Here is a 22,637-nt window from a genome sequence, read left to right as displayed (position 1 = left end):
TCTGGTGTGGTGGCGCGTCAGGCGCGTTGCGGGGAGCGGGCCAGGAGGCGCAGGGCGGCCTCCGCCGCGTCGAGCCCGGATTCGTGGGCGGCCTCATGGGACGCGAGGTTGTCCGGCCCGACCCGGCGGGCGTGCAGGTAGGAACCGGCGAGCAGCACCCTGCTGTCCCGGTTGACCAGGCGGCGGGTGTCGTCCTGTTGCAGGTTCCGCAGCCGGGTGTCGACCACCGGGTGGCGGAACCGGAACTCCGCCAGGACCGGGTCCGGAGTGCCCACCGGGTCCATGCTGAGGAAGTAGTCGTTCTCCGCGCGGAAGCGCTGGAGCGCGTTGAGGTGGTAGGTGGCCCACGAGGCCCGGGCCGGGGCGGGGGCCTCGCCGGCGGGCGGGACGGCGAAGTTCAGCGCTCGCCACTGGCGGCGGTCCGCCGGCATCTCCGCGGGGTCCTGGTGGAGGACGACCCTGCTGTCGCGATACCGCACGGCACCCAGTACCTCGACGGCGGGCAGCGGAGCGGCGAGGAGGCCGAGCGCCTGGTCCGCGTGCGTGGCGAGCACGACGGCGTCGAACCGCTCGGCGGGGCCGTCGGTGGTGAGGTCGACGCCGTCGCCGTCGGGCCGGACGGCCCGCACCGGGCACTCCGTCCTGAGTTGGACCCCGGCGTCCTCCAGCGCGCGCCGGGCCGCCGCCACGTAGGTGCCGCTTCCCCCCACCACCGTGCGCCACCTCGCTCCCTCCGCGCCGAGTCCGTGCCCCCCGTGGGCGAGGCTGAGCGCGAGGACGGCCGAGGTGGGCGCGTCCCAGATCACCTCGGGCGGCAGGGACCAGGCCGCGCAGGCGAGCAGCACGGCTGGCCCCCGGCGGAAGGGAGCGCCGTAGCCGTGCTGGTCGAGGTAGTGGCCGAGCGGCAGGTCAGCCGCGCCCCGCACCAGGTGCCGGGGTGCCTCCCGGAGGAACCTGTCGGACTCCTCCCACGCCGCGGCCCAGTCGCCCGGGCGCTGTTCCGGGTCCGGCTCGTCGACGAGCACGGCCTCGCCGGTGCCCCTGACGAACCGGCACATGCTCAGGGAGGCGACATGGGAGTCGACGCCCAGTTCGGCGAGGAAGGCGGAGTACTTCGGATAGCTGGCCTCGTTGTACACCACGAATCCCACGTCGAGACCGCGACGCTCGCCGTTTTCGAATACGTCGACGGTGCGCGCGTGCCCACCGAGGTGCGGGGTGGCCTCGAAAAGGGTGATGTGCGCGTGGCCGCGCAACCGATAGGCGGTCGAAATTCCGGCCGCCCCGCCGCCAACAATCGCCACCTTCGCCATCCGCACCGCCGTTCGGTTCGCCTTCGCACGGTTCTCACCGCACCCGCCACGTACACAGACCAGCGGGAGTCCCCACTGGATACACATCGGACGCGGAAATTCCTCCGTCCCGTGGGTCGGGTCCCGATCGGGAGCGACCGGCCGGGGATGGGCGGAACCGGCATCGGGAACCCGACGGCCCGCGGGCCGGCCGGGAGGCGGGAACGGCGTCCGAGCACCGCTGCCTCACCCATCCCCACCTGGGAGTATCACGCCGTGTACCCGTTCCTACTTCCGCTCCCCCGTCTCACCACCGCCACTCAACCAGCCACCATAACCTCGTTACGCAGAGCACCGGGGGAAGTGGCTTCACGCGACGAACTTCACCCGCCGGAATGAGGTGACACCATTGACGCGCGAATTCCCGCGCTCGTTCCGGCCGCCGGAAGTTCGCCGCGACGCACTGCCCGTCAGGCTTTCGGGTGAGATTCATCAAACGGCGCGGATGAGCCCCCGAAGGATGATCACTGACCCCGCGCAATCCCGACACCACCCACCCATCAGGTGAACTTCCCGGGCCGAGGACCGGCCCGTGGTTTCACCCGGGGCGCGGCGCGGCCCTTTCCGCACGAAACGTACACCGTCCCACCGTGGGGACGTGTCGATGGGCTGATCGGCTAATGTTCTCCCGTTGGTGTGAAGCGTTGGGGGCTCCGTCTATGAGTACCAGTGACCGCGACGGGTACGGCGTCCATTCCGTCCCCCGGAAGGAGCCGAAGAAGGGTGACGAGGAGAGCATCGAAAGGTTGGTGCGGCGTTGCAGGGCGGGAGATCGTCTCGCCTGGTCGGAGGTGATCTGCCGGTTCAGCCCTGTGGTGTGGACGGTGGCGCGGTCCCACGGGCTGTCCAGACCGGACTGCGAGGACGTCTGCCAGCTGACCTGGCTCCGCGCGGTGGAGCACCTGGACTCGATCCGGCAGCCGGAGAAGCTGGGGGCGTGGCTGGTGACCGCCTCCCGGCGGGAGTCGCTGACCCTCCTCGCGCGTCGTGGTCGGCAGATCCCCTTCGGAACCGCGTCGTTCCTGGAGGGCCGGACCGACGGCCAGGCCACCCCCGAGGAGAGCGCCCTGCTGCACGCGGAGCACTCCCAGGTCCACCTCGCCTTCCAGAGCCTGCCGGAACAGCACCAGGCGCTGCTCAGCCTGCTCATCGCGGACCCGCCGCTGCACTACGACGAGATCAGTCGCACGCTCGCGATCCCCCGTGGCTCCATCGGCCCCACCCGTCGCCGTCTCCTCCAACGCATGCGGGATCTGATCGACGATCTCCAGGGGGTGCTCACCTGAGGTGCCGGTTCCGTCCCCTGTTGGGGCGGAGCACCAGGGCTCCGTGCCCGGGCAGGGAGATCCGGTCGTCGAACCCGGCGCCCGTGAGCACGTCCCGCCACGAGCCGGCCACGGTGATCTCGGCCGGGCGGTCCCGGTGGTTGAGCAGGAAGAGCAGGCCGGCCCGTCGGACGACCTCCACGCCGGGGGGCAAGGGGCCGGCGGGCGCGTCCACCCCGGCCCGCGCACAGGCCGCCGCCACCAGGCGCCGCAGGGTCTCCTGGTCCGGACGGGTGCCGACGTACCAGGCGAGACCGGTCCCGTGCCGGTTGCGGAGGATGACGGGCACACCGTCGAGCTCCCCACCCCGGACCGCCGCCACCGGCTCGGCGGTGGTCGGTCTCGTCCGGTCGACCCAGAGATCCGAGGAGAAGTCGCCGAACTCGGCCGAGGCGCACCGCACCCGGGTGCCCTCCGGTTGGGGGCAGAACTCCTCGACGCGGAGGCCGAGCAGGTCGAGGAACGGCGCGGGGTACCCCCCTGTCCGGACCCGGTCGAACTCGTCCACGATCCCGGAGAAGAAGCCGAGGACGACGTGCCCTCCCGACCGCGTGTAGTCGACGATCGCGCGTGCCTCGTCGTCGCGGACGAGGTACAGGTTGGGCACGACGACCAGGGCGTACGCCGTGAGATCGGCGTCCGGGGCGACGACATCGACCGTCAGCCCCAACCGGTTCAGCGGTTCGTAGTAGCGGTGGAGCTGGTCGAGGACGTCGAGATCGTTGGACGGGTGCGCCTCCTGGCTCGCCGCCCACCAGCTCTCCCAGCTCAGGACGCAGGCGACCCGGGCCCGTTCGGTCTGCCCCACGACCTCCGACAGCCGCGCGAGGTCGGCTCCGAGGTCGCGGATCTCGGTGAAGATCCGACTGTCGGGGCCGCTGTGCGGCACCATGCCGGAGTGGAACTTCTCCGCTCCCCCGGTCGAGGCGCGCCACTGGAAGAAGCACACCACGTCGGCTCCGCGAGCCACGGCCTGGAGTGACTGGACGCGGGTCAGGCCGCCGGGTTTGGTGGGGTTGCGACCGCGCCAGTTGATCGCTGCGGCGGCCTGCTCCATCAGTGCCCACGGCCGGCCCCCGGCGAGCGAGCGCATGAGGTCGAAGGCCAGCGCCGAGGACACGTGGGCGTTCTCGTCGCCCGGGTCCGGGTACCAGTCGAGGGAGACGACATCCTCCTCGGCCGCGAACCGCCGGTAGTCGACCGGTACCCAGGTGGCCAGGCCGGGGAAGTTGGTGGTGATCGGAACGTCGGGGGTTCGCCGCCTCAGCAGGTCGCGCTCCAGGGTGAAGCACTCCAGCAGGGCGTCGGAGGAGAACCGCCGGAAGTCCAGCTGCTGGGCGGGATTCCGCAGGTAGGTCGTGTCCCGGGGTGTCCCGATCTCGTCCCAGTCCCCGTAGCGTTGGCTCCAGAACGCGGTCGTCCACGCGGCGTTCAGGGCGTCCAGGTCGTCGGCGTACCTGGTTCTGAGCCACCGCCGGAAGTGCTGGGCGGAGACGTCGCAGTGGCAGGTCTCGCAGTACTCGTTGTTCGCGTGCCACATCCGCAGCGCCGGGTGGTCGGCGTAGCGGTCGGCGAGGTCGCGCACGATGGCTTCGGCGTACCGGCGGTAGGTCGGGGATGAGGGGCAGAAGTGGTTCCGGGACCCGACGGCCATCCGGCGGCCGTCCTGGGCGACCTGGACGGTCTCGGGATGGCGGTGCGCCATCCAGGGTGGCGGGGTGGCGGTCGGGGTGGCCAGGTTGACGGCGACGCCGCCCTCGTGCAGCAGGTCGAGGACCCGGTCCAGCCAGCCGAACTCCCGCGCCCCTGGGCTCGGTTCCAACCAGGACCAGGCGAAGACGCCGACGGTCACGACGGTCACACCGGCCTCGCGCATCAACGCGACGTCCTCGGCCCACACCGCCTCGGGCCACTGCTCGGGGTTGTAGTCGCCCCCGTAGGCGAGGCGGCCCCGGGTGAGCTTCGCCAGTCCTGGCATGGTCCTCCGTTCCTCTCGTCAGCCCTTGACCGCTCCGATGATCACGCCCTTGGTGAAGTGCTTCTGCACGAAGGGGTAGACCAGGAGCACCGGGAGCACCGCGATGACGACGACCGCCATCTTGACGGCCAGGGTGGGGACGGGACCGCCGGCGACGGTGTCGGTCGGCCCGGCCCCGGGGATGGGTATGCCCTCCAGGACGTAGGTGCGCAGGATCAGCTGGAGCGGCCACTTCCGGTTGTCGTCGAGGAACAGGAAGGCGTTGAAGAACGCGTTCCAGTACCCGACACCGTAGAAGAGTGCGATCACCGCGGTGACCGCCTTGGACAGCGGCAGCACGATCGTCCCGAGGATGCGGAACTCGCTGGCCCCGTCGATGCGGGCGCTGTCCATGATCTCCTGCGGGATGTTCATGAAGAACGAGCGGAGCACGATCAGGTTGAAGGCGGCCACGGCCGTGGGCAGGATCAGCGAGGCGTAGCTGTCCAACAGCCCGAATGCCTGCACGGTCAGGTAGGTGGGGATGAGGCCCGGTCCGAACAGGAAGGTCAACAGCACCAGGAACAGCAGGGGCCGGTGCGCGTAGGAGTCCCGCCGGGACAGGCCGTAGGCGGCGAGGATGGTCAGGGTGGTGCTGAACAGCGTTCCGACGAGGGTCACCCCGGTGCTCACGAGCACCGACCTCGTCACGACCCCACCGGAGAGGATCTCCTGGTAGGCGGCGAGGCTGAGGCCATCGGGGACGAGGACGAGCCCGCCGGCCCTCGTGATCGCCTCCTGGGGGGACAGGCTGGTCAGCACCACCACGTAGAGGGGGAAGAGGACGGCCAGCGCGATGGCGGCGACGAGGACCGCCTTGGCGGCCTTGCCGAGGGGCCCGGGTTCCTCCTCCCAGGCCGCGCGGCCGGCCCGACGGGGTCCGCGTCGAGCGGCGGTGGGTTCGGACACGACGGTCATCGTCGGGAGTACACCCCTTCCTCACCCAGCAGATGGGCCACCTTGTTCGCGCCGAGGACGAGCAGCAGCCCGACGACGCCCTTGAACAGGCCGGCGGCGCCGGCGTAGGCGAAGTCCCCGTTGACCACGCCCTCGTAGTAGACGTAGGTGTCGAGCACCTCGGAGGCGTCCGCGCCCACCGCGCCCCGTTGCAGCAGGAACTGCTCGAAGCCGACGGACAGGGCGTCGCCGAGGCGCATGATCAGCAGCAGCACGATGACGGGGACGAGCGCGGGGAGGGTGACGTGCCACATGCGCCGCCACCTGCCGGCGCCGTCGACGGCGGCCGCCTCGTAGAGGTTCTGGTTCACCGTGCTCAGCGCGGCCAGGAAGATGATCATCCCCCAGCCGGCGTCCTTCCAGATGCCCTCCGCCGTCACCAGGAGGACGAAGGTGTCGGGGTTCGTCATCACGTCGAACGGCGTCAGCCCCTGTTGTCGCAGGAAGGTGTTCAGCGCTCCGGCTCCGCCGAGCATCTGCTGGAAGAGCGTGATCACCAACACCCAGGAGAAGAAGTGGGGCAGGTAGACGACGCTCTGGATGAACAGGCGGATCCGCGCGCTGAGGAGGCTGTTCACCAACAGGGCCAGCAGGATCGGTACCGGGAAGTAGAACACGAGCTGGAACGCGGTGATGTAGAGCGTGTTCAGGGTGGCGTTCCAGAACGCCGGGTCCCCGAACAGCCGCTGGAAGTTGTCGAAACCGACGAACGGGCTGTTGAGGATGCCCACGAACGGCGAGTAGTCCTGGAAGGCGATGACGTTGCCCAGCAGCGGCAGGTAGTGGAACGCGCCAAGGACGAGGATCGCCGGCGCGGTCATGAGCAGCAGGGGCCAGTCCCGGCGGAGGCGGCGCCGGCGGTCGGCTCGGCGCCGCTCCCTCGGTGAGGCGGAGGACCGCGTCGCCGTGGTGTCGGAGTCCATGGTCGGTCCGCTCAGCGTCCGACGTCGCTGAGGGCGTCGTCGTAGAACTCGCGCAGCTCGTCACCACCGTCGGAACGCCACCGGTCCATGATGGAGTCGAGCTGGTCGAGCGGGGTTCGGCCGCGCAGCAGGTCCTGGATCTGGTCGTCGAGCCGCTGTTCGAGGCTGGTGAGCCGGGGAGGCTCCTCGATGTGCAGCCCCTCGTCGATCTTGGACACCTTGTACTGGGCCGCCGCGACCTCCCAGTCGTAGCGCGCCTGGACGTAGCCGGGGTACTGGGCCTGGGCGATCGAGGGCGGCGGAGCGCCCAGGAACCCGTAGGTGAAGGTGACCTCCCGGCTCCCCTTCGCGTTGAGCTGGGGTGAACCTCCCTCGCCCCGCTCGCTGTGCACGCCCTCGACCCCGTAGTTGACGAGGTAGTGCTCCTCGGTGCCGATGGGCGCGGCGCAGAAGTTGAGGATGCCGAGCAGCTCCTCGATCCGTTCGGGTTCCAGGTCGCCCCTGATGAAGGTGGCGATGCTGGCGCCCTCCTCGGTGAAGTAGACGGGGTCCCCGCCGTCGTGGGAGAAGGGCGGTATCGGCCGCATGTCGAAGGCGGGGTTGCCGGGGAGCTGCCGGGCCAGCGCCTCGTGCCAGGAACCGAGCCCGTCGACCATCATGAGCATGCTGCCGTTCTCGAACAGCTCCTTCTCCTGCCCGGTGTTGCTCCCGGCGACCGTGGGGTGCACGTGGCCGTCGGCGAAGAGGGCCCGCATGAAGGTGAGCGCCTCGCGGAACCCCTCGGTCTCGGCCTCGTTGACGAGCCGTCCGGAGCTCTCCCGGCTCCAGCCGGGTACCACCCCGAACATGCGCTTGACGTCCAGGAAGAGGTTCCCGCAGGCCCAGCGGTTGCGGTTGGGGTCGGTGATCTGCTCGCACAGGGCGCGGAGCTCGTCCGCCGTCGTGGGCGGGGCGAGCCCCAGCTCCTCGAACAGGTCGTGGCGGTAGAAGCTGGTGACGGCGAAGAGCTCGGCGGGCGTCGGGACTCCGAAGAGCCGGTTGCCACGTACGCAGTAGGCCCAGGCCCGGGTCGGCAGGTTCGCCAACATCGGGTACTTCTCGACGGCGTCGCCCGCGAGGTGCTCGGTGAGGTCGGCGAAGACGGTGCCGACCGCCTCACCGAAGCGGGGTGGCACGTCCCAGTCCGGGATGACGGTGAGCTCCGGGAGCTGGTCGCCGGCGAACATGGCGTTCAGCTTCGCGGCGTAGTCGCTGCCGTTGACGATGTTGAACCGCACCCGGGCGCCGAGCCGCTCGTTGACCGCGTCGTAGTAGTCGTTGTCCGCCGGGGGGATGGGCCAGAAGGCCGGGGTCATCGCGGTGACCTCGCCGCCCGTGCCGGGTGCGTCGGGTACACCCCGGACCAGTTGGGCCGGGTAGCTCAGGTAGCCGGGAGCGGCACCGAGCCTGCCGGGGAGATCCGGGGCGACGAACTCGACGGGCACGTGGTTGGGGAGCACCGCGCCCATCGCGTCGGGGTCGGAGACGGCTCCGGTGGGGGATGCCCCCGGGCGGGATCCGCAGGCGGTGAGCAGCGGGCTGGTCGCAGCGAGGGCGGCTCCCGCTCCGAGGGCGGAGAGGAAGGAGCGGCGGCTCCAGGTGTGGTGCGGTGTGCGTCTCATCGTGGGCCTTTCGGGCTGTGCCGGCGTGGGCCGGGTCCGGTTGCCGGGGCGGGTCGGATCACGCGGCGGGCGGGTCGGTGGGCGGACACCGGGAGGAGTGCCCGAGGGGAGGTCGTCGGGCGGGAGTCGCCGGTGTCGCGGGCGGCTAGCCGGGTAGGGGGGCGCGGCCGCAGCTGCCGCGTTCGACCAGCCGGGGGGTGAGCAGGGTGGCGGGGGCGACGCCCTGCCTGGCGAGTTTCGCCATGAGCAGTTCGACGGCTCGCTGGCCGAGGTCCTCGGTCGGGATCTGCACCGAGGTCAGCGGTGGGAAGACGCGGTCGGTGACCTCGTCGGGGCAGATGGCCACCACCGAGACGTCCTCGGGGACACGTCGTCCCCCGGTGCGGAGCGCGGCGAGCAGCGGGCTGATGGCGGACTCGTTGTGCACGACGACCGCGGTGAGCCCGGGGCGTTCGGCGAGCAGCGCCGCGACCGTGCGCGTGACCTCGGCCGGATCGGTCTCGCAGGACCGGGTGGTGGCGTGGACTCCTCGGCGCAGCGCCGCGTTGGTGAAGCCGGCCATCGTGCGGTGGGCGAAACCGGTGTCCCGTTCGTAGACGGCGCGGGGGGCGCCGAGGAGGGCGACCTCCCGGTGCCCGAGGTCGGCGAGGTGGTCGACGCAGAGCGTCCCCGCCGAGGAGAAGTCGAGGTCCACGCAGGTCAACCCGGTGGCGTCGGCGGGGAATCCGATGAGGACCGAGGGCTGGGGAAGGTCGCGCAGCAGTGGGACGCGTTCGTCGTGCATCTCCACGTCCATCACGACGAGTCCGTCCGCCATCGCGCTGGCGGAGATCCGGTTGATGCCCGAGACCCCCTGGTCGCCGGTCACCAGGAGCACGTCCTGGTCCCGCTCCCTGGCGGCGGTGACGACCGACAGGACGAAGCGCATCGCCACCGGCACGTTGACCCCGGTGCGCAGCGGCAGGACCAGGGCCACCACGTTGGCGCGGTTGCTCGCGAGGGAACGAGCGCCGGCGTGGGGGTGGTAGCCCAGGAGTTCGATGCTGTCCCGGACCTTCGCCCGGGTCCGCGCGGAGATCGCCCGCCTGCCGGTGAGCACGTAGGACACCGTGCTCGGGGCGACTCCGGCGTGTTTCGCCACGTCCGCGATCGTGACCACGACACCTCCATTGGTGGTGAGCCAAATCACATTGAAGCGATTCGATTGCCAGGACGTTACGGATCTCCCCTGTCGGGAACAATCCGACGTCTGGCCTATCCGAGCAGGTCGAACGAGGGAGCGAGTGGCTGGCCGGGGGACTGGCGCGACGCCGGGCGGGGCGTTCCGCGCCTCAAGCGGCCTCGTCCTCCTCCGGGGGCAGGAGTTCGAGCAGCAGCGCGTGGACCACCGCGTCGCCGTCCGTGAAGACGATCCGCAGTTCCGCCACGCCGGCGTCCGTCTCGACCTCGGCGTCCAGGACCGCGTCCCGGCTACCGGGGGGCACGGTGAGCGGCACGGCCGGCGCACCGCCGACCCCGGGGCGGAACTCGATCCTCGCCCCGGCCACCCCCGGTCGACCGCCGGTCTCCGGGGTGGACGCCCGCACGGTGATCCGATGTCGGCCGGCGGGGAACGAGACCCGGTGGAAGGCCAGCCAGGCCCCGTCCCGTCCCGCGACGGCGGTGCCCGAGAGCGGCGTGTCCGGCACCAGGTGGACACCGCCCTGGTCGTCGAAGGAGTCCGCAGCCGTCCAGCGACCGTGCAGCACGCGCGGTGGGACACGCTCTCCCAGGACGAGCAGGGAGGTGGTGGCCCGCTGGTCCGCCGAGGACGCTCCCACGGAGAACTCGTGCTCGGCGTGTTCGACGGTCCACCGGTCCGACGCGGTGTTCCAGGTGGCGAGCTCCTGCGCGGCGACCACGAACTCGACGGTGCGGCGCTCGCCGGCCCGCAGGCGCAGCCGGCGGAAGCCCCGGAGGCGTCGCCGGGGTTGGCGCCAGCACGACGTCAGGTGGCGGGAGTAGAGCTGCACCACCTCGTCACCGTCGCGGTCGCCGCTGTTGGTGACCTCGACGCTCAGCGTGACCACCGCGTCCGGGGCGAGGGTCGAGGTGTCGGCGCGCAGCGGTCCGTAGTCGAAGCTGGTGTAGGACAGCCCGTGCCCGAAGGGGTAGAGCGGCTCTCCCCGGTGGTACAGGTAGGTGCTGGCCGCGCTGATGATGTCGTAGTCGAACGGGTCGGGCAGGTCCCGGGTGCTCCGGTACCAGGTCTGGGGCAGTCGCCCTCCCGGCGAGTGGTCACCGAAGAGCACCTCCCCCAACGCGGTCCCCTGCTCCTGCCCGCCGTGCGCCGTCCAGAGGATCGCCGGCACCCGTTCGTCAGCCCACGGGATGGCCATCGGGTAGCCGCTGACGACGACCAACACCGTGCGGGGGTTGGCTCCCACCACCCGCCGGAGCAGGTCCTCCTGAACGGGAGGGAGCTCGATGTCGGGGCGGTCCTCGGTCTCGCGACCGTTGATGTGCGGGTCGTTGCCGAGCACGACGATCGCGACGTCCGAGGCGGCGGCGGCGCCCTCCGCCCGCCGGGCACCGGAGTCGACGACATCCACCAGGAACGCGGTCGCCTCCTGCTCGTCCTCCCCGTCGGCGGTGAGCACGCCGTCGGGATCGCACCGGACCCACCTGTCGAGTGCCCGGTTCCGCAGGCGACGGGTTCCTCCCGGCCCGGCCCGGAGCTCGAAGGTCTCCCGGACGACCCACTCTCCCGGCGTGACCCGGTCGTTGAGGAGGTGGCCGTCCGGATGGGCGGCGACGTACCGCGCGTTGGCCACGGCCCGGAGGGTCACCGCCTCGTTGCCCCAGTCGAACAGGTCGAACAGGGCCTCGTCCGACCGCGCGGTCTCCGTCGCCACCGCGAGCCGCAGCGGGGACGTGCCCGTCGGGTCGGCGCGTACCTCCCGGCCATCCGCGGCGCGGAGCGCGACCCGGTCCACCGCCTCCACGGTGGTCACCTCGCCGTCGAAGGCGGCCTCGATCCCGGCCGACGGTGTGATCCGGTAGGGCAGGGTTCCGCTGTACCAGTCCTCGAAGAGCGTGTCCGCGTGCCACCCGATGACCGCCAGGCGGCGGATCCGGTCGCGGTCCAGTGGGAGGGTCTCGTCCTCGTTCCTGAGCAGGACGAGCGCCTGGCGCGCGGCCTCCGCCGCGAGGTCGCGGTGGGAGGGGCGGTTGATGACCTCCGAGGTGAGCCCCGCGTAGGGGTTGTGCTCGGGCGGGTCGAACTCCCCGAGCCGGAACCGGACGGCCAGCAGGCGGCGGACCGCGGTGTCCACGTCGTCCTCGGTGATCAGCCCGCGGTCGAGGGCGGTGCTCAGCTGCTGGATGGTGTGGTCGGAGTCGCGGTCGTGCTCGGTGAAGCTGTCCACCCCGGCGCGGAGCGCGGCCGCGAACCCCGCGGGGTGATCGGGCAGGTACCCCTGGGACCCGGCGATGTTGGAGGGTGCGTAGGCGTCGCTGAACACGGCCAGTCCCGGGCCCGCCCACTCGCGGAGGGTGTCGTTGATCAGGGGTGAGAGGTGGGCGGGCCGCCCGTTGACCAGGTTGTAGGAGGGCATCACCGCCACCGCCGCACCGGCCCGCAGCGGGATCTCGAAAGCCGGCAGCTCGTACTCGTGGAGCACACGGGGACGCAGGTCGGACGAGGTGGTGTCCCGGTCGGTCTCGTTGTTGTACCCGAGGAAGTGCTTGAGCGTGGGCGCCGTCCTCCAGTACCGGGGGTGGTGGCCCCGCAGCCCCGCCGCGTAGGCGGTGGCCAGTGTTCCGGTGAGCAGCGGGTCCTCCGCGTACCCCTCCTCGTTGCGCCCCCACCTCGGGTCGCGCAACGGGTTGACGACGGGTGCCCAGACGTTGAGCCCGCCGCCCCGGTCCGGGTTGTCGTGGTGGAAGCCGCGAACCTCGTCGCCCACGGCGGAACCGATCCGCTCGACCAGTTCGGGGTTCCAGGTCGCGCCCAGCCCGACCGCCTGGGGGAAGACGGTCGCCGGCCCGAGCCAGGCCAGGCCGTGCAGCACCTCACCACCGGTGCGGAACTCGGCCATGCCCAGCTCGGGCACGGCGGGTTGGACCTGGTGGAGCAGGGCGATCCGGGTGCGGAGGTCCAGTCGACCGAGCAGGTCGTCCACCCTCACCGGGATCGGGAGCTCCGGGTCGAGGTAGGCCCGAGATTCGCCGCCGACCGGTTCCGGGTCGCGCCGTTCGTTGGCAGCCACTCCTGACCTCCGTCCGCTCCGTCGCGTCCGCGTCGTTCCACGCCCACTGGTTCCGGCGGATGAGGCGCCCACCAGTCGAACATTCGACGAATACCCTGTCGAACGAATTCGAAGCGCTTCGATTCCACCGCTACTCCGGCGGATTCGCGAATTCGATCGGCATGAAACTGGCACAACCGGGCGAGGCCGTCAAGAGTCGTCCCGCAATTCCCCCGGCCGGTTGGGCGGCCTCGTTGACTTCGGGAACTCGCGGACTACCGTGCCGCGCTCGCGCACGGCGGAGGTGCCGGCACTGCGCCGCCCGGCCCAGTGACCGTCCCGGCGCGGCGGGCCGCACTGCTCCGACCGGCCCTCCTCGTTCGACGACAGCGCCGCGGCCCCGCCGGGCACGGCGGTACCGGCGCACGGCCGGATCGGGCCAACCCCGGCGCCACACTGGCCAGGGGTCGGGCTCGGGGCCCGCCGCCGTGCGCACGCCCCACCCGAGTCGTGACCTGCCCGGGGACGAACGTCGTGTCCCGCCGGGACCGCCTCGGCGACGGGGACGTCCCCTGCCCCGCGCGGAGCCACGTCGCCGGATCGCCGTGGTGGGGGCGAGCGCGCGGAGCGCGGTTCGACCGGCGCGTGATGGGACGAGCTCGGTTCCCCGTGCCGGGACCACCTACCCCACCAGCTTTCCGAATCGGAATCCCCCTGCCTTTCCGAATCGGATTTCCCTGCTTTTCCGAATCGGGCACCCCCGGCGGGGAGTTCGCCGATCCCATTGGCGTTCACACCGGTTCTGGGTCCCGCACGGAACGTGCGACCCAACCCCGAGATTGGATCACGAAATCATCACGAATGAAAAGCGGTGTACCCGGCGAGCGACTCCGCGCGAAATCGCGACCGCGGCCCCGTTGCCGGGTCCCTCGAATGGTCCGGGGCGCGGGCCGCCGACCGACCGGACGCGCGCCGCTCGGTATCCCGGACCGTCAGCGCTCTCGAACGAACAGCAGACCGGACCTGCCCGGAGCGGCCCGGAACCGGCGGGCGAGGAGGCGGGCTCCGACGGGCAGCCACACCGCGAAGGCGGCGTTCTCGGTCGCGGCCGAACCGTACAGCAGCAGGTCGACGGCGAGCGCGCGCACCGTGCCCGTGTAGACAGGGCCCGCGACGGCCCCACCTGGGGCACGCCAGCCACCGCTGCCCGTTCGCCCACGCACGGCCCGTCCAGTGCCCTTCCGACTTCCTCGCGGCACGGTGTCCCGTCTCCTTCCGCTCTCGCCGGGCGGGACCGGCTCGCGGCCATCGTGCTGGAGGCGTGGTGGACACCACAAGCGGGAAATGTCCACGGTTCGTCCGTGGTCGGTGGTCATTTCGGCGGTACCGCCAGCCCCACCCCCCGGACGCCTCGCTCATCGGGTGCGGACGCACCGGCGTCGAGATCGGATCAGGGAACGACGATGACGTACACGTGCACCGGTAGACCGTCCGGGAGGAAGAAATTCCCGTCGGCGTCGGTCATCTTCCATTCCGTCAGGCTGTGCCCGAGGGACCAGGGCGCTCGCATCGGCACGCTGACCAGAGCCGTCTCGCCGGGTGCGGTGGGTGGGATCGGAACGCGCCGGGGCGCCTGGCACGAGTCCGGGTCGTCCGGGCCGAGGCGCTGGAGGTAGCGGTGCCGCCAGAAGACGCTCCCGGTGTTCGCGAGTTCCCAGATCTTCACGAAGTCCTCGCCCCGGTGCACGGTCGTGCCGTCCGGGTAGTTCACGTCCCTCCGGAGCTCGGAGTCGTCGCCTGGCACGAGTCGTCGGGTCGTGCTCAACGGGTCGCGCACCACCGCCTCCAGGCCCGGGGTCCCCGCACCAGCCGAGGGGAAGGTCGTCGTGGTGATCTCGATCCCCAGCAGCGCCCCGGCGCGCAGCGCCCAGGTCGTGCGGCGGGGCGCCCAGCTGGGTAGCCAGCGCGTCGGCGGGGACGGTGCCTCCTGCGGCACGGCCGTGCGGGCGGGTACGGCCTGGCCGGTGGCCCGGCGGTCGGGAACGCGCAGGGCGGCCGCCCCCAGTACCGGGGGCTCGCACGCTGGCTCCTCGTCCAGGCCGTCGAGCCGGGCCCGAGCGCGTTCCCAACGGCCGCGCCACTCGGTGAGCACCTCCTCGGCGTCGCGTTCCAGGACTCCGACGGCGAGGCAGCGAACGAACTCCCAGGTGGTCTCCCAGGAGGGCAGTTCCCGGCCTCGGGCGGCCGCCGACAACGAGGACTTGCAGGCCACCGCCCCGAGCCGGCCGCTCATCGCCTCGAAGGACGGATCACCGGCGCGCTGCTTGAGCTCCCAGAGCCGTGCCGCGAACTCCGCGACCGGTCCGGCGTTCGGGTCCGGGGTGCGCGGTTTGCGTCCACGTTTGGCCATCGGTGCGTGATCACCCGCTCCACTGTCCACAGTGTCCCGCCAGGTGCCTCCGGCGGGCGTCCGGCTGACATCTTGCAGACCTGGTCTCCGCTGTTCGGCGCACCCGCTGGTTGATCACCCGATTCCGCACCCGTACCACCCGGTCGGGGTCCTGGCGGACGAACGCCGGAGGCGGACCGGCTCCGCTGTTCCGGCGGGCGGGCCAGGACCGGGGCCTCCGGGAGGGCGAGGGGCCCGTCGACGGGAACGACCGATGTTCGCGCCGGATGGGCGGCGGGGCAAGATACCCGGGGGCACCGGACGGTCGACGGCACGAGTTGCCGATCGCCGGTGCTGGAACGAGCATGGTTGCGGCAGGGCGCAACCGACACCGGAGAGGGCGGTCCATGATCTCGGCCGTATCCAGGCGGGACCGCCGGCACCTGCCGAGGGCCGTTCCCTCGGCCTCCCGCGCGGTCACCCGGCCCGCTCGCCGACCACGCCCCGCCGCGGCTCGGCTCGCGGACCCGGCTCCCCCGCGCACCGCGAACGGGCGCACGACCGCTCCCTCGGCGCGCGGCGTCGGCAGACCCGGGTGGGCCCGCCGGTGCCTCGGCGCGGCGGGCAGGACGCGTTGGGGCTGGTCGACCGGATGGACCACGCGGAACCGGACCGCGCGGAACGAGGAGGCGTGATGCGGACCGTTCCGGGACGCACGGACCATGTGGTCGTCGTGGGCGCCGGCCTCGCCGGCCTCTCCGCCACCCTGCACCTGCTGGGCGCCGGCCGGCGCGTGACCGTGGTCGAGCGGGACCCGCTGCCCGGTGGGCGCATGGGGTTGGCCGAGATCGACGGGTACCGGATGGACACCGGGCCCACCGTGTTGACGATGCCCGACCTGGTGGCCGAGCCCCTCGCGGCCGTCGGGCGCCCGTTGGAGTCCGTGCTGGACCTCGTTCGGCTCGACCCCGCCTACCAGGCGAGGTTCGCCGACGGCAGCGTGCTCGACGTGCACACCGACGGTGACAGGATGGAGCAGGCCGTCCGCGAGTTCGCCGGTCCGGTCGAGGCCGCCGGCTACCGCCGGCTCCGCCGATGGCTGACCGACCTCTACCGCGCCGAGTACGACGACTTCATCGACGCGAACTTCGACTCACCGCTGGACCTGTGCACCCCCCAGCTCGCCCGGCTGGTCGGGCTCGGCGCCTTCGGCAGGTTGGACCGCGCGGTGGGCCGTTTCCTGCGCGACCCCCGCCTGCGGCGGGTGTTCTCCTTCCAGGCGCTCTACGCCGGTGTCCAGCCGCGACAGGCCCTGGCCGTGTACGGGGTCATCGGGTACATGGACACCGTCGCCGGCGTCTACTTCCCCCGAGGGGGGATGTGGCAGGTACCGAGGAGGTACGCCCAGGTGGCGGCGGAGTGCGGTGCCTCGTTCCGCTACGGGGCCGAGGTCGCCGAACTGGTGAGGTCGGGGGGGCGGGCCACCGGGGTCCGCACCGCCGACGGGGAACTCATCCCGTGCGACGCGGTGGTCCTCACCCCCGACCTGCCGGTCAGCTACCGCCTGCTCGGCCGGACGCCCCGGCGTCCCGTGCCGCTGCGGGCCTCGCCGTCCGCCGTCGTCGTCCACGCCGGTTCCACCGGTTCGTGGGCCGACCTCGGCCACCACACGATCTCCTTCGGTGAGTCCTGGGCGGGCACCTTCGACGAGATCGTCAACAAGGGCAGGTTGATGAGCGACCCGTCGTTGCTGTTGACGAGACCGACCGCGACCGACCCCTCGCTCGCGCCGCCCGGGCGGGAGCTCTGCTACCTCCTCGCGCCCTGCCCGAACCTGCGCACCGGCCGCCTGGACTGGGACCGCATCGGCCCGGCCTACGCGGAGGAGATGATCCAGGTGATCGAACGGCGCCACCTGCCCGGGTTCGGGGGCTCCCTGGAGGCACGGCAGGTGCACACCCCGTCGCACTGGGCCGACCGGGGGCTCCTCGACGGTTCCCCCTTCAGCGCGGCGCACACCTTCGCCCAGACCGGGCCCTTCCGACCGGGGAACCTGCCTCGTGGACTCGACAACGTCGTCCTCGCGGGGGCCGGCACCACGCCCGGGGTCGGCATCCCGACGGTGTTGGTGTCCGGCAAACTCGCCGCCGCCCGCATCACCGGGCTCGGCTCGCGACGCGCACCAGGCGGGTCCGTGCCCCGTTCGGCACGGGCGCGGACGGGCCCAACCGACACCGGCCCCCGCACCGCACCGGACACCCTGCCGGCCCGGGGCCCGATCCCGTGACCCGGAGGGAACTGGTCGCCGCCGGTGTGACGGACCCGGGTCTGCACCGGGCGTACCAGCGCTGCCGGGAGCTGCACGCGGCGCACGGACGGACCTACTACCTCGCCACCCGGCTGTTGGAACCGGCCCGACGGCCCGCGGTGCACGCGCTCTACGGCTTCGCCCGGCTGGTGGACGACGTCGTCGACGACCTGGAGGGGATGCGGGACCAGGCGGCCAGGGCGGCGGAGCTGTCCGCGTTGGAGGCGGACCTGGTGACGGGGTTCCGATCCGGGCGCAGCGAACACCCCGTCCTGGCCGCCGTGGTCGACGTGGTCCGGCGCTACCGGATCGACACGTCCTACTTCCGCGACTTCATGCGGTCCATGCGGATGGACCTCACCGTCGACAGGTACCCGACCCGCCGGGCGCTGTCCGTCTACGTCCGGGGCTCGGCCGACGTCATCGGCCTCCAGGTCCTGCCGGTGCTGGGCACGGTGGTCCCCCGGGAGGAGGCCGCTCCCCACGCCGCCGCCCTGGGCACGGCTTTCCAGCTGACCAACTTCCTGCGCGACGTCGGGGAGGACCTGGACCGGGGCCGTGTCTACCTCCCCGAGGACGAGCTGGCGGAGTTCGGTGTGGACCGCGACCGGCTGGTGTGGTGCCGGGCTCGGGGCTGGCCGGACCGGCAGGTGCGCCGGGCGTTGGCCGACCAGGTCAGCAGGACCAGGGCGGTGTACCGGTTCGCCCAGCCGGGCATCGCGATGCTCGACCCCGTGTCCCGGCCCTGCGTGGCGGCGGCATTCACCCTGTACGGCGAAATCCTTGACCGCATCGAGGACCGTGACCACGACGTGTTCTCCGGCCGGGCGCGGGTGACCCGTCGACGACGACTGGCGGTCGGTCTCACCGGGATGGGGAGATCCCTCCTGGTCAGGGTCGCCGCCCGCGCCGCCCGGTCAGCCGGTTCCGGTGGCCGGTCGGGTGGACCGGCTCCCTCGCTCCCGCCCTCCCCAGAACAGGCGCGGGTACCGGTGAGGCGGCAAGGTTCGTCACGGAGCACCGGGTCGCCGACCGGCGTGTGACGGTCGACGACCGGGGTGCCCAGGCTGGATGTCGGCAGTGACTCGGAGGCGACACGTGACCCCACCCGTGACAGGCCGTCCAGGACGGGACAGGAAGGCGACGCGGTACGAGGCCCCGCCCGGGTACCCGGACACCGGTCATCTCCGCCAGCGGCCCCGGGTCGCGGTGGTGGGTGGCGGGATCGCCGGCCTGGCCGCAGCGGCCGCGCTGTCCGAACGCGGTGTCGAGGTGCGGCTGCTGGAACGGGAACCAGAGCTGGGGGGCCGGGTCGCCGGCTGGACCACCACGCTGGCGGACGGTTCGGTCGCCGGCATGAACCGGGGCTTCCACGCGTTCTTCCGCCAGTACTACAACCTGCGGGGGCTCCTGCGCCGGGCCGACCCCGCGCTGGCGCGGCTGCGCCCGGTCGAGGACTACCCGCTGCTCCACCGGGAGGGGTTCCGCGACAGCTTCGCCCGGTTGCCCAGGACCCCGCCGTGGAACGCCCTGGCGTTCGTGGCCCACAGCCCCAGCTTCACCTTCGGTGACCTGGCGCGGTTGGGCACCAGGGCCGCGATACCGCTGGGCCAGGTGCGGGTGCCCCGCACCTACGGGCAGTTGGACGACCTGGACGCCGACGCCTTCCTCGCCCAGATCCGCTTCCCCAGGAGGGCGCGGCACCTGGCGTTCGAGGTCTTCTCGCGGAGCTTCTTCGCCGAGCCGACCCAGCTGTCGGCGGCCGAACTGGCCACCATGTTCCACATCTACTTCCTGGGATCCAGCGAGGGCCTGGTGTTCGACGTCGCCGACGACTGCTTCTCGCGAGCGCTGTGGGACCCGCTCGCGGCGCACCTGCGCCGGTGCGGGGCCTCGGTCCGCACCGGGACCTCGGTGGAGCGGGTGGAACGGGGCGGCACCCGGCGGTTGGCGGTCGTCCACCGCACGGGCACGGAACCGCCGGAAAGGACCGAGGTCGACGGGGTCGTCCTCGCGCTCGACGTGCGGGGCCTTCGCGCGGTCGTCGACTCGTCCCCCGACCTGGGAGACGACGACTGGCGGCGGCGCGTCGGGCGGTTGCGGACCGCGCCCCCCTTCCTCGTCTCCCGGTTCTGGCTGGACCGCCCGGTCCACCCGGCCCGGGCACCGTTCCTGTGCACCAGCGGTTTCGGGTGCCTGGACAACATCAGCGTGCTCGAACGCTACGAACGCACCGCCAGGGACTGGTCCCGCCGTACCGGTGGCTCGGTGGTGGAACTGCACTCCTACGCTCTGCGGGGCGAGCCCGACGTCGAGCGGCTCAGGCAGGGCGTGCTCGGCGAGCTCCGACGGGTCTACCCGGAGACCGGGGCGGCGGGCGTGGTGGACGAACGCCACGAGATCCGGGACGACTGCCCCCTGTTCCCCCCGGGTGGCTTCACGGACCGGCCACCGGTGCGCACCCCGGACCCGTTCGTGACCGTGGCGGGGGACCTCACCCGGGTCGACCTGCCGGTCGCGCTCATGGAGCGGGCCGCCACCAGCGGGTTCATGGCGGCGAACGTGCTGCTCGGCGAATGGGGTGTTCACGGCCACGACCTGTGGAGCGTCCCCCAGGGGGGCCGGTGGCCCCTGCTCGACCGCCTGGAGTACGTGCGTCCCGCGCCGCGACGGCACCGGACCGCCGCGCCCGCCAGGGCGGAGGTCGCACGGGACGCGGCGGTGCCGGTGCGGGAGGTTCCCGCCGGTCAACCGGGCCAACGGCCGGTGGAACGCAGCTCGTAGCGGCGTTCGGCGTAGTCCATGTCGTCCCGCCACAGCCGACGCGCCGTCATGTTCATGAGTGGGCGGACGAGCGGGGTGAGGCGGCGCGCCACCGCGAAGCCCCGCCGGTCCGAGCTGGCCACCGTCGCCTCGATCACCGCCGTCCTCGGGTGACCGGCGCCGTCCGGTGCCCAGGGCGTGGCATGCGTCTCCACGACGCTGCCCCTCCCCTCCCCCTCGGTGATCCGCATGACGATGGTCCTCGGTCCCGGGCAGGTGAAGGTGGCCTTGACCGGTACGCCGATCTGCCGGGACAACCGGAACGACACCTCCACGTCGAACCGGTCGGACTCCGGGTCCTCCGGGTCGGCGTCGACGGGGGCGTCGAGCACCCGCAGGTTCGCGAAGGAGTACGGGTGGAACCACGCCCCGTGCCACGGGTCGAGCCGGTTGGCGATCACGTCCTGTGGTTCGCAGCGGCCCACCACCGTGGTGACGGCGGCGATCGCGCCGGCCGCCGGGGGCCGGCGGGGGACGACGGGTTCCGGGAGCGGAGCCTCACCGCCCACCTCGTCGAGGCGGACCCAGGCGAGCACCCCGTCGTCGTGGGCCGGGTAGGGCTGCCAGCCGGGCGCTCCGCCCGCGCCCAACCGCAGGCCGTGCCACCGGCACACCAGTTCCCCGCAGTGCACGACCGCTTCGGACAGCGGAGCGCCCAGGTGGGGGCAGCTACCGGGACCGGCGCGCAACCGCCCGTCCTGGGTTCGCCAGCAGACGACCTCCACCCCGCCGATCGTCCGGCCCAGCGGAGCGCCACCGAGGGCGATCTCCCGGCTCGCGCCGAGCACGAACCAGTTGCCCGAGGGCCGGGCGAGCGCCCGTTTCAGCGCGGACTCGATCACCGAGGGCCTGGCGCCGCGCCACGTGCCCTCCTGCTCGGCCCACCTGGGGGCGCGCAGACGGCGGAGGGGGATTCTGGACAGCCACGACCCGGCTCGCGGCGACGTACCGACCACGACAGTGTTCACCTCGTTCACCTGGGGAGATCTGGCCCCGGTGTCCACCGGGGACCCGGCCGACTCGACTGTAGGCGCGTCCGGATCTTCCCGCGCTTCTCGACCTCCCGCCGGGTGAGCACCCCCGGGTGATCCCGGTCCGTGGCCGCCGTCTCCTCGGGCGGTGCCGGTCGGTGGCCGCCGGGGTGGCTCAGTCCTTGCCGCGCGCCGCGCGGAACCGCCGGGCGGCGTCCATCAGGTCGACCAGGGGTGGGGGGTAGTCGCGACGCCGCAGTTCCTCCTCGCCCAACCGCCAGGGCTCGTGGATCTCGGGAGGTGCCAGGTCCGCGAGCTCGGGCACGTACCGGCGGACGTAGGCGCCGTCCGGGTCGTACCGCTCGGCCTGGCGGGTCGGGTTCAGCACCCGGTTGGGGCGCGTGTCGGTGCCGGTACCCGCCACCCACTGCCAGTTCATGTTGTTGTTGGCGATGTCCCCGTCGACGAGGAGCCGGAGGAAGTGCCGTGCGCCCTCCCTCCAGTCCAGGTAGAGCGACTTGGTGAGGAAACTGGCGGTGACCAGACGAGCCCGGTTGTGCATCCACCCCTCGGTGGCCAGCTGCCGCATGCCCGCGTCGACGAGGGGAACTCCGGTGCGCCCGTCCCGCCAGGCGGCCAGCTCCTCGTGGTCGGTGCGCCAGTGGTCGTTCCGGGTGCGGTAGTCGTTCCAGGCCGATCCGGGACGCGCGGCGAGGACCTGGTGGTGGAAGTCCCGCCAGGCCAGCTGCCGGAGGAACGCCCGCTCGCCGTCCGACTCCCCGACCCGCTGGGCGATCTCGGTGGGGGACACGCAGCCGAAGTGGAGGTAGGCCGACAGCCGGGACGTCCCGTCGCGCGCCAACCGGTCCTGGTCGCTGGCGTAGTGGTGGACCCCGTCGTCCAGCCAGTCGTCCAGCAGGCGACGGCCCTCCGACTCCCCACCCGTGGGCAGGGAGGGCGAGACGTCTCCGTCGACGAGGTCCGCCCTCCCCGGGATGCCACCCGGTCGCAGCGGGGGGAGTCGGAGCGCCTTCGGCGCGGGGTGGAGACCGCGGGTGTGGTGCTCCCGCCAGTGCCGGAAGTAGGGGGTGAACACCGCGAAGTGGTCACGGCTCTGGGGTGCCAGCTCACCGGGAGCCGCGACGGTGACGACGGTGTCGTGCACGACGAGTTCACGGCCGGCACCCGACAGGGCCTTGGACAGGCGACGCGCCCGACCGGTCGCGTAGGCGCTGACGTCCGCCGCGACGTGCACCGTGGCGGCGTCGAACCGCTCGGCCAGCCCGACCACCTCCCGGACCGGGTCGCCCCGGGTGATGAGCAGGTCGCCACCGAGCTCCCGGAGCTCGCGTCGGAGGTCCCGCAGGCAGTCCAGCAGGAAGGCGACCCGGTTCGGGCTCCGGTGACCTCCTCGGAGGATCACGTCGTCGAGCACGAAGACGGGTACCGCGTGGTCGGCCGAGGCCGCGGCGCCCAGCACCGGGTTGTCATGCACGCGGAGATCACGGGTGAGGAGCGCGACGGCGGTGGGCAAGGATCCTCCAGGCGACGGGGGCCCGACCGGCGGGCCGGGACGTTCCGCCAGCCTGTCGGTCGGTCTCCCCGCCGGCCAGGCAGGGGCGCCGGGCCACGGCTGTTTCACCCGGAGGTGTGAGGCGGGACGTGGGGCACGACCCGCCTCA

At 72.3% G+C, this 22,637-nt stretch carries 15 protein-coding genes; 4 read left to right on the top strand and 11 right to left on the bottom strand.

The window, feature by feature from the left end; all coding sequences use genetic code 11:
- Positions 1-17: 17 nt before the first annotated feature.
- Positions 18-1,304 (bottom strand): FAD-dependent oxidoreductase, encoded by a 1,287-nt coding sequence (locus C1701_RS24145; RefSeq protein WP_337661927.1) that lies wholly within the window; start codon positions 1,302-1,304, stop codon positions 18-20.
- Between the two features lie 707 nt (positions 1,305-2,011).
- On the opposite strand from C1701_RS24145, the gene C1701_RS24140 reads away from it, so the two are divergent.
- A complete protein-coding gene (locus C1701_RS24140) occupies positions 2,012-2,638 on the top strand; it encodes an RNA polymerase sigma factor (RefSeq protein WP_026418108.1) in 627 nt (208 codons plus the stop codon).
- Here the strand turns inward: C1701_RS24140 and C1701_RS24135 are convergent.
- The 8 genes from C1701_RS24135 to C1701_RS24105 form a co-directional block, all read right to left on the bottom strand.
- Positions 2,631-4,655, bottom strand: a complete 2,025-nt coding sequence (locus C1701_RS24135) for a beta-galactosidase (RefSeq protein ID WP_103056684.1) — start codon at positions 4,653-4,655, stop codon at positions 2,631-2,633. The two genes, C1701_RS24140 and C1701_RS24135, sit on opposite strands and share 8 nt — an antisense overlap.
- 18 nt (positions 4,656-4,673) lie before the next feature.
- Positions 4,674-5,612, bottom strand: coding sequence for a carbohydrate ABC transporter permease (locus C1701_RS24130; RefSeq protein WP_030105634.1), 939 nt, complete (start codon positions 5,610-5,612; stop codon positions 4,674-4,676).
- Positions 5,609-6,574 carry an ABC transporter permease gene (locus C1701_RS24125; protein WP_026418111.1) on the bottom strand — a complete coding sequence of 322 codons (966 nt, stop codon included), beginning with the start codon at positions 6,572-6,574 and terminating at the stop codon, positions 5,609-5,611. The genes C1701_RS24130 and C1701_RS24125 overlap by 4 nt, the downstream gene beginning before the upstream one ends.
- 11 nt (positions 6,575-6,585) lie before the next feature.
- Positions 6,586-8,235, bottom strand: a complete 1,650-nt coding sequence (locus C1701_RS24120; RefSeq protein ID WP_026418112.1) for an extracellular solute-binding protein — start codon at positions 8,233-8,235, stop codon at positions 6,586-6,588.
- A 145-nt stretch (positions 8,236-8,380) separates the two neighbouring features.
- Entirely contained in the window at positions 8,381-9,394 is a 1,014-nt protein-coding gene (locus tag C1701_RS24115) for a LacI family DNA-binding transcriptional regulator (protein ID WP_103056683.1), read from the bottom strand.
- Between the two features lie 172 nt (positions 9,395-9,566).
- On the bottom strand, positions 9,567-12,485 hold the full coding sequence (locus C1701_RS24110) for a glycoside hydrolase family 3 C-terminal domain-containing protein (protein ID WP_103056682.1): 2,919 nt from the start codon (positions 12,483-12,485) through the stop codon (positions 9,567-9,569).
- 971 nt (positions 12,486-13,456) lie between these two features.
- Positions 13,457-13,687, bottom strand: a complete 231-nt coding sequence (locus tag C1701_RS27840; RefSeq protein WP_155886066.1) for a hypothetical protein — start codon at positions 13,685-13,687, stop codon at positions 13,457-13,459.
- Between the two features lie 227 nt (positions 13,688-13,914).
- Positions 13,915-14,874, bottom strand: coding sequence for an NBR1-Ig-like domain-containing protein (locus C1701_RS24105; protein ID WP_051313718.1), 960 nt, complete (start codon positions 14,872-14,874; stop codon positions 13,915-13,917).
- Positions 14,875-15,547: 673 nt separating this feature from the next.
- Here C1701_RS24105 and crtI point away from each other — a divergent pair.
- From crtI to C1701_RS24090, 3 genes are read left to right on the top strand one after another with little or no spacing between them, the layout of a single operon-like run.
- A complete protein-coding gene (gene crtI / locus C1701_RS24100) occupies positions 15,548-17,140 on the top strand; it encodes a phytoene desaturase family protein (RefSeq protein ID WP_081715334.1) in 1,593 nt (530 codons plus the stop codon).
- Positions 17,137-18,204, top strand: a complete 1,068-nt coding sequence (locus tag C1701_RS24095; RefSeq protein ID WP_030105627.1) for a phytoene/squalene synthase family protein — start codon at positions 17,137-17,139, stop codon at positions 18,202-18,204. The genes crtI and C1701_RS24095 overlap by 4 nt, the downstream gene beginning before the upstream one ends.
- 28 nt (positions 18,205-18,232) lie before the next feature.
- Positions 18,233-19,945, top strand: a complete 1,713-nt coding sequence (locus C1701_RS24090) for an FAD-dependent oxidoreductase (protein WP_443098132.1) — start codon at positions 18,233-18,235, stop codon at positions 19,943-19,945.
- Here the strand turns inward: C1701_RS24090 and C1701_RS24085 are convergent.
- Both C1701_RS24085 and C1701_RS24080 read right to left on the bottom strand, forming a co-directional pair.
- Positions 19,909-20,952, bottom strand: coding sequence for a DUF5914 domain-containing protein (locus C1701_RS24085; protein WP_337661925.1), 1,044 nt, complete (start codon positions 20,950-20,952; stop codon positions 19,909-19,911). The genes C1701_RS24090 and C1701_RS24085 overlap by 37 nt on opposite strands.
- Positions 20,953-21,130: 178 nt before the next feature.
- Entirely contained in the window at positions 21,131-22,489 is a 1,359-nt protein-coding gene (locus C1701_RS24080; protein ID WP_026418116.1) for a cryptochrome/photolyase family protein, read from the bottom strand.
- Between the last annotated feature and the right edge of the window lie 148 nt (positions 22,490-22,637).

This window comes from Actinoalloteichus sp. AHMU CJ021 (assembly GCF_002895405.1).
Taxonomy (GTDB): Bacteria; Actinomycetota; Actinomycetes; order Mycobacteriales; family Pseudonocardiaceae; genus Actinoalloteichus_B; species Actinoalloteichus_B caeruleus.
Note: the sequence above shows the minus strand (reverse complement) of the source record. Positions and strands in the feature narration are given on the sequence as shown.

What these genes read in the sequence shown, in the direction of transcription:
- C1701_RS24140 (WP_026418108.1), top strand. Translation starts at nt 2,012, where the DNA reads ATGAGTACCAGTGACCGCGACGGGTACGGCGTCCATTCCGTCCCCCGG.
- C1701_RS24135 (WP_103056684.1), bottom strand. Translation starts at nt 4,655, where the DNA reads ATGCCAGGACTGGCGAAGCTCACCCGGGGCCGCCTCGCCTACGGGGGC.
- C1701_RS24130 (WP_030105634.1), bottom strand. Translation starts at nt 5,612, where the DNA reads ATGACCGTCGTGTCCGAACCCACCGCCGCTCGACGCGGACCCCGTCGG.
- C1701_RS24125 (WP_026418111.1), bottom strand. Translation starts at nt 6,574, where the DNA reads ATGGACTCCGACACCACGGCGACGCGGTCCTCCGCCTCACCGAGGGAG.
- C1701_RS24120 (WP_026418112.1), bottom strand. Translation starts at nt 8,235, where the DNA reads ATGAGACGCACACCGCACCACACCTGGAGCCGCCGCTCCTTCCTCTCC.
- C1701_RS24105 (WP_051313718.1), bottom strand. Translation starts at nt 14,874, where the DNA reads ATGGCCAAACGTGGACGCAAACCGCGCACCCCGGACCCGAACGCCGGA.
- crtI (WP_081715334.1), top strand. Translation starts at nt 15,548, where the DNA reads ATGCGGACCGTTCCGGGACGCACGGACCATGTGGTCGTCGTGGGCGCC.
- C1701_RS24090 (WP_443098132.1), top strand. Translation starts at nt 18,233, where the DNA reads ATGTCGGCAGTGACTCGGAGGCGACACGTGACCCCACCCGTGACAGGC.